Below are 10,661 nucleotides of genomic sequence, written 5' to 3' on the forward strand. Positions count from 1 at the left end.
GTGACTGCGCATCCTACTTGTCCTTGCCCTGTTCCTTGAGCATTTCCAGGATGGCATCGGTCGCAGCTGCTCCCGGTCTGCCTGGCTCGCCTTTCGGGGTGTCCATCCCCGCCGGCGCCGAGTAGGTTCCGCCGTAGTCCGAAGTCGGGATGTCGATCTCGACCTTGTCGAGGTCGACCTTGACGTTCTTGTCGAGGCCGAACGTCACCAGCTGCGGGAACGCGATCAGCAGGCCGACCATGACGATCTGGATGCAGACGAAGGGAATCGCTCCCCAGTAGATATCGGTGGTCTTTACCGAGGCGGGTGCCACCGAACGCAGGAAGAACAGCGCAAAGCCAAACGGTGGATGCATGAACGAGGTCTGCATGTTCACCGCCAGCAGGATCCCGAACCAGATCAGGTCGATACCCAGCGCCTGTGCCACCGGCCCAAGCAGCGGCACGACGATGAACGACAGTTCGAAGAAGTCGAGGAAGAACGCCAGCAGGAAAACCAGGACGTTGACCACGATCAGGAAACCGACCTCGCCGCCCGGCAGTCCGGTGAGCAGATGCTCGACCCAGCGGTGGCCGTCTACGCCGTAGAAGGTCAGCGAAAAGACGCGCGCACCAACCAGGATGAAAATCACGAAGGTGGTCAGCTTGGCGGTCGATTCCATCGCCTGCTTGAGCAGGCTCAGCGAAAGTCGTCGGCGCGCCACGGCCATGATCAGGGCACCGGTCGCGCCCATCGCGCCGCCTTCGGTCGGCGTCGCGATCCCCATGAAAATCGTGCCGAGGACCAGGAAGATCAGAAACAGCGGTGGCACCATGGTCGTCATCGCGCGAATGAACAGCTTCATGCCGTGCAGTGTGCGCGCCTCGAGCGGCAACGCCGGTACCCAGTCTGCCCTGAAGATCGCCACCAGTGCCACGTAGCCGACGTACAGGAAGGTCAGGACCATCGCCGGGATGAATGCGCCCTGATACATGTCGCCGACCGATTTGCCGAGCTGATCGGCCATGATGATCAGCACCAGCGACGGGGGGATGATTTGCGCCAGGGTACCGGAGGCGGCGATGACCCCAGCGGCAAGTTTGGTGTTGTAGCCGTAGCGCAGCATGATCGGCAGCGAGATCAGCCCCATCGAGATCACCGATGCCGCGACCACGCCGGTGGTCGCCGCGAGCAGCGCGCCGACGAAGATCACCGCAAAGGCCAGGCCGCCGCGCAGCGGGCCGAAAATTTGGCCGATGGTGTCGAGCAGGTCTTCGGCCATCCCCGATCGTTCGAGGATCAGCCCCATGAACGTGAAGAAGGGAATGGCCAGCAAGGTGTCGTTGTTCATGATGCCGAAGATGCGGTCCGGCAACGCCTGGAACAGCTGTGGGCCGAGCAGGCCGAGTTCGATGCCGATCAGACCGAAGAAGATGCCGTTGGCCGCCAGCGCGAACGACACCGGGAAACCGACGAGCAGGAACAGGACCATCGAAGCGAAGATGATCGGCGCCATGTTGTTGATCAGGAACTCGGTCATCACAGTTCTCCCTTCCGCGCCTTGATGGCCAGCGCCAGCTCTTCTTCCGCAGTCGGTTTGTGCGGCTTGGCCGTCGGGTCGGGACACAGTCCCTGCAGAAAACCGATCCGTTTGATCAACTCCGAGACGCCCTGCATGACCAGCAGAAAGAAGCCGATCGGTACCAGGAGGCGTACCGGCCAGACCGTCAGGCCGCCGGCGTTGCTCGATTGTTCGTTGTTATGAAACGCCAGCAGGAAGATCGGCCACGACATGTACATGATGGCGACGGCCATCGGCATCAGGAAGAAAATGATCCCGAAGATGTCGATCCAGGCCTGGCCGCGCTTGGAGAGGTGGCCGGCAATCAGGTCGATGCGCACGTGTTCGTTGCGCATCAGGGTATAGCCCGAGCCGAGGAGGAAAATCGCCGAGAACAGGTACCACTGGATCTCGAGGAAGGCGTTTGAGCTGAAGTCGATGGTGTAGCGCATGACGGCGTTGCCGGCGCCAATCAGGGTGACGACCAGGACCAGCCAGATGATGCTCTTGCCGACGCGTTCGGTGATACCGTCGATCAGACTCGATAGCTTGAGTAAACCATTCACGGGAAACCCTCCATAGGCGGCTGAAAATTCGGTCCTCCCAGACCCGAGCCTTTGCATCTTGCCGTCTCGCCGGGCGGTGGCCTTGGCCACCGGATCAATACCACAGCCTGTGCCGAACAGGCGGCATGAAAGCGGCGTGATTATGGCACATCTTTTCTCTATGCGAAAACGATTTCACCCGCTGGAAACCATCCCCCAAGAATGGGAAAAATTCTGGTCTATCAGCTATTTAAACTTCGACTCCGGTTCCGGTCAGCGGTCGCTTGCGCGAACCCGGCCGGTCAGGGCGAGCACCCGGGCTGTCCCTTCCGTCAGGGCGCCGCTGCGTCAAAGCCGGTCGAGCGCCGGCTTGACGGACCTGATGACGTCTCGGGGATACGGTGCGCCCGAGCTTCGGCGGCAGTAGGCGCTCGGGGCCGGTGCGACGCTGGTTGCCGCAGCCAGCAAGCGGTTGGGCGGCAGCAAGCGGCATGGAGCCCTGGCAGGTCGAGCAGGGCCAGGAGAGTGGCGGCGACGATCAGCCCGCCCATGATGGCTACCGCCATCGGCCCCCGGAAGACGCTGTGGGTCAGCATGATCGGCCGGAAACGTCGGACGGCCGGCGCGATGACCGCCAGGACGCCACCGGGCAGGTGTTTGTCGGCCAGCCGACAGAATGCGGAGCTGTAGAGCTTGCCAATCGCGAAGTTCGGCGGGTCGGGAAAATCGACGACGACGAAATCGGAACGAGCGTCGTTTTCCTCCAGCCACTGCCGGGGGTCGGCATTGGCCACCGTCACTTCCGGCGAGTGCAGCGCGTCGTGATTGATCTGGCGCAAGGGTGGTGCGCTGGCGAACAGTCGGGTCATCGCCGGGTCGCGTTCGGCCAGCGTCACCGACGCGACCTGTGGGTACCTGAGAATCCCGAATGCCGCCAGCCCGTCGCCGCCCCGGGGTACCAGCACCCGCCGCACGGCCGGCTGGCCAGTCCGGAATAAACCAGTGCTTCGTGGTTGCGGTACTCGTCGCGCGAGCTGAACGGCAGGCTGTTGTTCAGGTGCAGGCGCAAGTCGTCCTTGCAGCGGGTCGGGACGATCCGTTGATAGGGTGTGCTCTCGGCATCGACGATCTCGTCTGCGTAGAGGTGGGCCTCGGCCAGCGCGCTCAGTTCGCCAGCCGCGACGAAGGCCAGCCGCAGTCCGAGCATGGCCGCCGCGCATCGGCCCGGATGCCGGACCAGCAGCAGCGGAAAGAGGACCGACACGACGAGTGCTCCGAGCTAATCGACGGTGAGCACCTGCGAGACCAGATCCTCGAACGCCAGGTCGTGCTTGAGGATGCGCATGATCAACGGGATTTCGAGTCCGACCATCACCCCCTGTCTGAGTACCGCCAGGTACAGCGCCAGCTTGAACGGTGCCGCCGACCACGCGACGAAGAAGAACAGTCCGGTAGCCGACAGGCAACCGACGACGCCGACCATCAACTCGATCTGGATGAGGCCCGGCACCAGGTGCTGTTCGACGTGGCGCGACAGCCACGAGCCGATACCCATGGCCAACAGGCAAGTGCCGATGATCGTCGAGAACTGGGTGACCGAGTCACCGAGCAGCGCGCCGGCGATCAACTCGTAGGCCAGACCACATGCGGCGATAAAGAACACCGAGAAGAGCAGCCCGTGTTTCATGGCCAGCAGCGGCCAGCGATTCCCGGCCCGGGCGTGTCGACTGGGGTGGCGGATGGTTGGCGCTGCGCCGTTGGCTTGCTCTCTTTCGCTCGTCGTCCATTCCATTCCTGAAAGCCGGACGCGCCGTGGTCGGCTTCTGCGCGCCCAGGCGGCGGCCGGAATGACTGTCCGGAAAGCCGGCAGCATGCGAATTGCGCTACCATGTCCAGCCCTGAGGCTGCTCTTTGTACTGCGGCTGGTCCATCGCCGCAAGGGCGAGAAGCAGGCGACGCCAGCGAATCGACGATCCGGATGACTTCACGATGAACCTTACGACAAGCAAACCCGAACTGGCCCGAAACACGCTGGCGATCCTTTTCATCGGCCTGCTGATCGCCGCTTCCGGCTGGATCCTGAAGCCCTTCCTGCCGGCGCTGATCTGGGCGACGATGGTCGTTGTCGCCACCTGGCCGGTGATGTTGCGGGTGCAGCGGCACCTCGGCAATCGGCGTACGCCGGCGGTCGTGGTGATGACCGTGCTGGTGCTGCTGGTGCTGGTGGTCCCCTTGTCGCTGGCGATCGCCACCCTGGTGGAAAACGCCGACCGGATCACCGGATGGGGAAAATACCTCGCCACCGTCGAGGTGCCTGAGCCACCCGCCTGGGTCGCTACCGTGCCGCTGGTCGGCGACAAGATCGAGCACGCCTGGCTGCAGCTGGCGGCGGCTGGAAGGTCGGGGATAGCGGCCAAGGTGGCGCCCTATGCGGGCAACTTGACCAAGTGGTTCGTCGCCGAGGTCGGCAGTTTCGGGCTGGTCTTCGTGCAGTTCCTGCTCACCGTTGCCTTGTCGGCGATCCTCTACGCCAGCGGTGAGCAGGCGGCGGTCGGAGTGCGGCGCTTCGGCCGGCGGCTGGCCGGAGAACGCGGCGACGGCGCGGTTGTACTGGCGGCGCAAGCGGTTCGTGCGGTGGCGCTGGGTGTCGGCATTACCGCGCTGGTACAGGCTCTGCTCGGCGGCATCGGCCTGGCGATCGCCGGCGTTCCGCTGGCCGGGATCCTGACCGCGCTGATGTTCATGCTGTGTCTTGCTCAACTCGGCCCGACCATGGTGCTGGCGCCAGCGGTCGTCTGGTTGTACTGGAGCGGCGACACCGGCTGGGGCACCTTCCTGCTGGTGTGGACGGTGATCGTTGGCACAATGGACAATTTCCTGCGTCCGCTGCTGATCAAACAAGGCGCAGACCTGCCCTTGCTGCTGATTCTCGCGGGTGTGATCGGCGGCCTGCTGGCCTTCGGTCTGGTCGGGATCTTCGTCGGGCCGGTCGTCCTGGCGGTCGCCTATACGCTGCTCGAAGCCTGGCTCGAAGAGGCCGCGGCGCAGGGCGAAGAACGCCCGGTCGAACTCGGCGCGGCGCCGGACCCCGTCAGGACCAGCCCCCAAGCCGCTGCCGACTGATCGTTGCGCTGCCGGCTGGCCCGGCGAAGGTGCGCCAGCGCCGCATGCTAGAATCCGGCGTCTGTTCGATCACCCCTGCGCCGGATCTTCGCCATGTTCTCAGGAATCATCGCCGCCGTTGGCCACATCACCGAGATCACGGCGCGCCACGACGGCGCCGCGACCGTTCGCCTGACGATCGACGCGGGCAAGCTCGACCTCGCCGACGTCTCGGTCGGCGATTCGATTGCCTGCAGCGGCGTTTGCCTGACGGTGGTCGAGCAGCAGGGCCGGTGCTTCTTCGTTGACGTTTCGCCGGAATCGCTGGCGTGCACGGCGGGTCTTGCCGAACCGGGAGCAATCAATCTCGAAAAAGCGCTACGCCTGGGCGATCGCCTTGGCGGGCATCTGGTCTCCGGCCACGTCGATGGCATCGGCGTGGTGCTGCGTTTCGACCCCGTCGGCGACAACCGCTTGCTCCAAATCCGGGCGCCGGCAGGTCTCGCCCGATACATCGCCCGCAAGGGCTCGATCACTGTCGATGGCGTCAGCCTGACGACCAACTCGGTCGACGGCGCCACCTTCACCATCAACCTGATCCCGCACACGCTGGCTGCCACTACCCTGGGGCGCCTGCAGCCAGGCCGCCGGGTGAATCTCGAAATCGACCTGATCGCCCGCTATTGCGAACGACTGCTGAGCGCCGATAGCGAGCCGTGAGGATGACTGCCCTGGCGCTTCTGGCCAGGGTGCTGACGAATACCATCTTTATCGAATGGTGTAACTTCGGGCAACGATCGGCGTACTATCGTCTGTGCGCATGCCCAGCATCCGGAGACTCGCGAAGGCCGTCTCCGTCCCCGCGGGGGGAGCGGTGCCTTCAGGCATGAGCGTCGCCCGAACGAATCTGCCACCCTACGAGGAGTGCTTAATGGCCAATAAAAGTGACGATGTATGCGGTTTTCTCCCCAAGATCGATGCGCATAGTCCGCAAGGCACGCTGGGGCGCCTGAAGCTCAGCCAGCTGATGCCCACCCAGAACGCTGTCGGGATGGACGAAGTGAACGAAAAGATTGCCAAGATCAAGGACAAGACCGACAGCGCTCTCGAGGACTATCTGCTGCCGCGTGCCGTCCCCGTGATCATCGGCAACGGCGGCCGCTACTACCTGATCGACCACCACCATTTGAGCATCTCCCTGTGGCGAGCCAAGGGGGACGTGGATATCCCGGTTCAGGTCACACGCAACTGGAGTTCGCTCGCGGGCAAACACTTCTGGAAAACGATGGCAGCCAGCAACTGGGTCTATCCATTCGACGCCATGGGTGCTGGCCCGTCGAATCCGGACACCCTCAAGCAACACGTGAAAGACCTTGACAACGACCTGTACCGGAGCCTGTCCTGGCTCGTTCGCGAGGGCTACGGGTACGTCAAGGACCCCAACAACGCGATCTTCGCAGAGTTCAAATGGGGCAGCTTCTTCCGCACCCGGGTGATCTTCGCGGCGCAACTGACCTGCAAGAAGAATTGCATGGAAATGACCCTGGCAGACATTCGCGAGGCCGACCCGGACGACTACGCTGAGAAGGTCGGCTACGCGCGATACCTGGCCAGTTCGCCCGAAGCAGCCGGTCTTCCCGGCTTCGTCGGTCGCTTGGCGTAACATCGATGGCCGCGCCGGTTGCAGATCGGAGGCGACTGGCAAGACCGCCTAACGGCTACCGCCGTCGCTGGACGTTTGGCTAGAACGGGATCCGGCCCGCTCCATGGTCGAGGTGCGCGAGCAGCTTGATCTTGCCAACCTGACGCGGCACCATGCGCGGCGAGGATCGCGTTGCGCCTTGGCAACAATTCGTCCTGGCGTGGCGAACTGGAAGGTCTGCGGCCCAGAGCCAGAACGACGTTCCGGGGCCGCTCTGGCGATTATTGTCCGGCGAGCGGCTGTTCAAGCAAGATTGTTGGCAGCGTCGAGGATCGCCTGTGGTGCGGCGCGCGGGGCGCTCACGCCGGCCGACGGAAGGGGAACCATCACCGGTTGCCCTGGCTGGGTGCAACCGCTGTCGCAGCAACGCCCCGGTTGACGGTTGCGGCCGATTGGCCGGGACGGGTCGTCGACCAGGCCACGATCGAGCAGGCGCTCGACCAGAGCCACCTTCTCGCCAACCGGGTAGTTTCGCCAGATCTCCTGCTTCATCGCCGCCGGCGAGCCGCCACCGTGCAGGCTGATCACTGAATACCAACCGGCCTGATAGGACGCCGTGAGATCCTCCATGAAGCGCGCGACCTCGATCCGCTTTTCGTAGGGAATATCGGGATTGGCGCGCAGCACTTCCGCCAGGCTGGCGGCGGTGGCTGGATTGTGGTCTTCGTCCGGCCCCGGAAGGGCAACGATCAGGCCGCCGGAAACCTCGTGCGCCAGGCGGTGCATATCGTAGATCTTCGTTCCCAGCAGCAGCTTGCCGATGTTGGCAAAGACCGGGTCCGGCATGAAGCTGCCGCTGGCGTCGTCGGCTCTGGCATAGACGCTGGCCGCCACGCCGCAGGCGAAGAATCCTTCGACGATGGTGATCAACTCGACCATGGCGTCGCGCAGATTCGACCTGGCACCGGGGTCGAAGCCGTTGGCTTCGCAGATCAGCGCGCCGGCGCCGATCAACAGGTCGCCGAAGCCGGCTCGTGCGCCGATGCAGCTGTGGCGGTGGTGCGTCGCATAGTTGTAAGTCAGAATCCCCGAGTGTTCCCAGTCGCCAGCGCAGAACACCCTGTCCCAGGGGACGAAGACGCGCTCGAAGAGGACTACCGCAGTGGCTTGGCCATAGCGGCGCGAAAACAGCGGCTGGCCATGCTCGGGCTTCTCGCCCGGCCGTCCGGCTGGTCGCGAGACGATGGTTACGCCATCGGCGTCTACCGGCACCGCGCAGCAGACTGCGAAGTCGGCGTCTTCCGGACCCATGTTGCGGCACGGCATGACCAGCAGCTCGTGCATGTACGGCGCGCCGGTGACGATTGCCTTGGCGCCCGAGATGATGATGCCCTGGCCGTTGCGGTCGACGATGTGCAGGTAGGAATCGCTATTGTCCTGCAGGTGCGGACGCTTGTTGCGGTCGCCCTTGGCGTCGGTCATGGCGATGCCCAGCGACAGGTCTCGGTCCTGTACGTGCGTCAGGTAGGCGGCGAAGCGTGCCCGATGCTCGCTGCTACCGCGCGCGTCGTCGATACGCGCGCTGACCTGATGAATGGCATTCAGCGCGTCGTGCGCGAGGTAGCGCTGGGCGCAGCCGGTTTCCTGACAGAGCAGGCGAACGGCTTCGAGCTTGTTGAGCAGATCGCCTGCCGACTCGTCGATATGCAGCATGCGGTTTACCACGCTGGTCCGCTGCGACTGGCGTGCGGTCATCAGGGGAGCTTTCGCGGGGTCCAGCGCAAAGTCGTAGGTGACCGCCAAGGCATTGATTCCCGGCTGCAACTCGGGCGCATCGGCCACCGACTCGATCTGCCGGCCATCGACATACACCATCGGCCGATAACGGCGCAGAGATTCCCGGTAGTCACTGCCACTCATCAATCGGTCGGAGCGGTCGGGCTGGTCGGCGGTTTCCATGGCTAATCTTCCTCGCAGTTCGGGAGTTCATTGAACGGTGTTCAATATTGCGACAAGCGTAGAATGCGATCATGCGCAAGTCAATCCCGAAATCGCTGAGCGACCCAAAGACTGCTGCAGAAGGTGTGCGCGAGGGCAATGCGCGCACCTTGCGCGCGGCTACGATGTTACAGCTACGGCGCGGCCTGGTTCTCGATGCGGCGCGCGCCGCATTCTTCGAACTGGGGCTGGAGGGCGTCAGCATGCGCGAGATCGCCAGGCGCGCTGGCTATACGCCGGGAGCGATCTATAGCTATTTTGCCAGCAAGGAAGAAATCTACGCGGCCTTGCTCGGTGAGTCGCTGGTGCGGTTGAACGCGCAGGTGGCCGAAGCACCCGATGGCGGCAGCGCAGCCGACCGGGTGACCAGCAAGGCCGGTGCGTTCTTCGATTTCTACCGCGCAAACCCGCGTGATCTCGATCTGGGTTTTTATCTGTTCCAGGGCGTGCGGCCGCAGGGCCTGACCCGGGAACTCGACGCGCACCTCAACGCCCAGCTGCGGGCCGCCCTGCAGCCGACCGCGGCGGCCCTCGCCGAGTGCGGCCTCGATGCGGCTGCGGCCGAAATGGAAGTCACGGCGCTGTTCGCGCACATGGTGGGATTGCTGGTGCTGATCCACACCGGACGCCTCCGCATGTTCCGGCAGCACGCGCCGCAGCTCCTCGAGCGCTATCTTGACCAGTTGACCGAGCGGCTGCAGCGCCTTTGAACCAGGGCGGTGCAGGGACTTGACTTGGCCAAGGTGCCGGCGAGGCTCAGTCGGTGTGGAACTGGCTGGCATTGCGGCCCCTGAAAGGCGCATAGAAGGCCTTGATCGCCGCCATGTCGATGTCGATGTCACCGCTTGGCTGGAAAATCGCTCCCAGTCCGCTGATCTTCTTGTCGTAATCCATGTAGGCCAGCACGATCGGTACCTGCGCGCTCACGGCGATGTGGTAGAAGCCGGTTTTCCACTGCCGCGCCTTGCTGCGCGTGCCCTCGGGAGGGACGATCAGTTGCAGGGGTCCGTCGGCCTGGGTGATTGCCGAGGCCGACGCGGCCACCAGGTTGTTCGCCGTCTCGCGTTGCACGGGGATGCCGCCCAGCCACATCATCAGCCCACGAAATGGCGGTCGGAAGATCTGTGCCTTGCCCATCCAGTAGATGTTCAGGCGTAGCGCAAAGGCGACCATCAGCGTGTAGGGCAGGTCCCAGTTGCTGGTGTGCGGAGCGGCGATCAACACGCTCTTGCTGGCGCCGAATGGCAGGCTGCCCTCCACCGTCCAGCCTGTGAGTCTCAGAAAGCTCACCGAGAAGGCGCGCAGCAAGGTGTTGACGATCGGCGTAGTGAAAATGGTGCGGTGCATGCGTCGGCCTGTCAGTTGAGGCGCACAGCAGTACACCGGGAGGCAGACCACCGCGTTTCAATTTGTCGGTGCATTATCGCCTACCAGCGGCCGGGGTTCCCGCCGCGCGTTGTCGATTGCCGTCTACGCACGCTGCTTCCGTGGTGCTCGGCCGTGCGTGCCACAAAAGATGCGGCGGCGTGCCGGGTGGGCCGAACGGCATGGCGCTGAATGTTCTTGACAAGCTTCCGGCGGCTGGCTGCACGAGCAGGTGCGCCGGACCGTGTGCCGGCAACTGGCTGCCGCTGGCCCGCGCTTGCGGGCGACATCGACAAGGCGGAACTGCTGCGCGTGGCGACCGCGGTCTATCAACAGCTCAACCCCTTGTCAGCAACGGAAGTAAATTGATACAGCGCAACGATTGAAAGTTGATACACCGAACTGAGAAGATCGGCGATTTTTTGAGGCGCCGATGATCACGAAGGAGGTGTATGTGGAAATCGAAGTA

The 10,661-nt window shown here is 63.8% G+C and carries 11 protein-coding genes; 4 read left to right on the forward strand and 7 right to left on the reverse strand.

All coding sequences use genetic code 11. From position 1 onward, the window contains the following. Nucleotides 1-13: 13 nt before the first annotated feature. The 5 genes from Q1L50_RS14305 to Q1L50_RS14325 all read right to left on the reverse strand — a co-directional run bounded on the left by Q1L50_RS14305 (nt 14) and on the right by Q1L50_RS14325 (nt 3,877). A complete protein-coding gene (locus Q1L50_RS14305) occupies nt 14-1,519 on the reverse strand; it encodes a TRAP transporter large permease subunit (protein WP_300339871.1) in 1,506 nt (501 codons plus the stop codon). Next, nucleotides 1,519-2,106, reverse strand: a complete 588-nt coding sequence (locus tag Q1L50_RS14310; RefSeq protein WP_300339873.1) for a TRAP transporter small permease subunit — start codon at nt 2,104-2,106, stop codon at nt 1,519-1,521. Before Q1L50_RS14310 ends, Q1L50_RS14305 begins: the two co-directional genes overlap by 1 nt. A 311-nt stretch (nt 2,107-2,417) precedes the next feature. Continuing rightward, the gene (locus Q1L50_RS14315; RefSeq protein WP_300339875.1) at nt 2,418-3,059 is read right to left on the reverse strand and encodes a hypothetical protein; all 642 of its coding nucleotides are present in this window, start codon (nt 3,057-3,059) and stop codon (nt 2,418-2,420) included. Continuing rightward, nucleotides 2,978-3,349 (reverse strand): hypothetical protein, encoded by a 372-nt coding sequence (locus tag Q1L50_RS14320; protein ID WP_300339877.1) that lies wholly within the window; start codon nt 3,347-3,349, stop codon nt 2,978-2,980. Before Q1L50_RS14320 ends, Q1L50_RS14315 begins: the two co-directional genes overlap by 82 nt. A 15-nt stretch (nt 3,350-3,364) precedes the next feature. Continuing rightward, nucleotides 3,365-3,877 carry a hypothetical protein gene (locus tag Q1L50_RS14325; protein ID WP_300339879.1) on the reverse strand — a complete coding sequence of 171 codons (513 nt, stop codon included), beginning with the start codon at nt 3,875-3,877 and terminating at the stop codon, nt 3,365-3,367. 197 nt (nt 3,878-4,074) lie between these two features. Here Q1L50_RS14325 and ydiK point away from each other — a divergent pair, with 197 nt between their 5' ends. The 3 genes from ydiK (at nt 4,075) to Q1L50_RS14340 (ending at nt 6,850) form a co-directional block, all read left to right on the forward strand. After that, nucleotides 4,075-5,208, forward strand: a complete 1,134-nt coding sequence (gene ydiK / locus Q1L50_RS14330; RefSeq protein ID WP_300339881.1) for an AI-2E family transporter YdiK — start codon at nt 4,075-4,077, stop codon at nt 5,206-5,208. Between the two features lie 93 nt (nt 5,209-5,301). Then, nucleotides 5,302-5,907: a riboflavin synthase gene (locus Q1L50_RS14335; protein WP_300339883.1), complete on the forward strand. Its 606-nt coding sequence runs from the start codon at nt 5,302-5,304 to the stop codon at nt 5,905-5,907. Between the two features lie 211 nt (nt 5,908-6,118). Then, nucleotides 6,119-6,850: a ParB/Srx family N-terminal domain-containing protein gene (locus Q1L50_RS14340; RefSeq protein ID WP_300339885.1), complete on the forward strand. Its 732-nt coding sequence runs from the start codon at nt 6,119-6,121 to the stop codon at nt 6,848-6,850. Nucleotides 6,851-7,132: 282 nt separating this feature from the next. Here Q1L50_RS14340 and Q1L50_RS14345 read toward each other — a convergent pair whose 3' ends face one another. Next, complete coding sequence (locus Q1L50_RS14345; protein WP_300339886.1) at nt 7,133-8,788, reverse strand: 4-hydroxyphenylacetate 3-hydroxylase N-terminal domain-containing protein; 1,656 nt, start codon at nt 8,786-8,788, stop codon at nt 7,133-7,135. Nucleotides 8,789-8,859: 71 nt separating this feature from the next. Here Q1L50_RS14345 and Q1L50_RS14350 point away from each other — a divergent pair, with 71 nt between their 5' ends. Continuing rightward, nucleotides 8,860-9,537 carry a TetR/AcrR family transcriptional regulator gene (locus Q1L50_RS14350; RefSeq protein WP_300339888.1) on the forward strand — a complete coding sequence of 226 codons (678 nt, stop codon included), beginning with the start codon at nt 8,860-8,862 and terminating at the stop codon, nt 9,535-9,537. A gap of 46 nt (nt 9,538-9,583) precedes the next feature. Here Q1L50_RS14350 and Q1L50_RS14355 read toward each other — a convergent pair whose 3' ends face one another. Then, nucleotides 9,584-10,174 carry a 1-acyl-sn-glycerol-3-phosphate acyltransferase gene (locus Q1L50_RS14355; RefSeq protein WP_300339889.1) on the reverse strand — a complete coding sequence of 197 codons (591 nt, stop codon included), beginning with the start codon at nt 10,172-10,174 and terminating at the stop codon, nt 9,584-9,586. Nucleotides 10,175-10,661: the final 487 nt, after the last annotated feature.

This window comes from Accumulibacter sp. (assembly GCF_029255145.1).
Classification (GTDB): domain Bacteria; phylum Pseudomonadota; class Gammaproteobacteria; order Burkholderiales; family Rhodocyclaceae; genus Accumulibacter.

What these genes read in the sequence shown, in the direction of transcription:
- Q1L50_RS14305 (WP_300339871.1), bottom strand. Translation starts at nt 1,519, where the DNA reads ATGACCGAGTTCCTGATCAACAACATGGCGCCGATCATCTTCGCTTCG.
- Q1L50_RS14325 (WP_300339879.1), bottom strand. Translation starts at nt 3,877, where the DNA reads ATGGAATGGACGACGAGCGAAAGAGAGCAAGCCAACGGCGCAGCGCCA.
- ydiK (WP_300339881.1), top strand. Translation starts at nt 4,075, where the DNA reads ATGAACCTTACGACAAGCAAACCCGAACTGGCCCGAAACACGCTGGCG.
- Q1L50_RS14335 (WP_300339883.1), top strand. Translation starts at nt 5,302, where the DNA reads ATGTTCTCAGGAATCATCGCCGCCGTTGGCCACATCACCGAGATCACG.
- Q1L50_RS14340 (WP_300339885.1), top strand. Translation starts at nt 6,119, where the DNA reads ATGGCCAATAAAAGTGACGATGTATGCGGTTTTCTCCCCAAGATCGAT.
- Q1L50_RS14345 (WP_300339886.1), bottom strand. Translation starts at nt 8,788, where the DNA reads ATGGAAACCGCCGACCAGCCCGACCGCTCCGACCGATTGATGAGTGGC.
- Q1L50_RS14350 (WP_300339888.1), top strand. Translation starts at nt 8,860, where the DNA reads ATGCGCAAGTCAATCCCGAAATCGCTGAGCGACCCAAAGACTGCTGCA.
- Q1L50_RS14355 (WP_300339889.1), bottom strand. Translation starts at nt 10,174, where the DNA reads ATGCACCGCACCATTTTCACTACGCCGATCGTCAACACCTTGCTGCGC.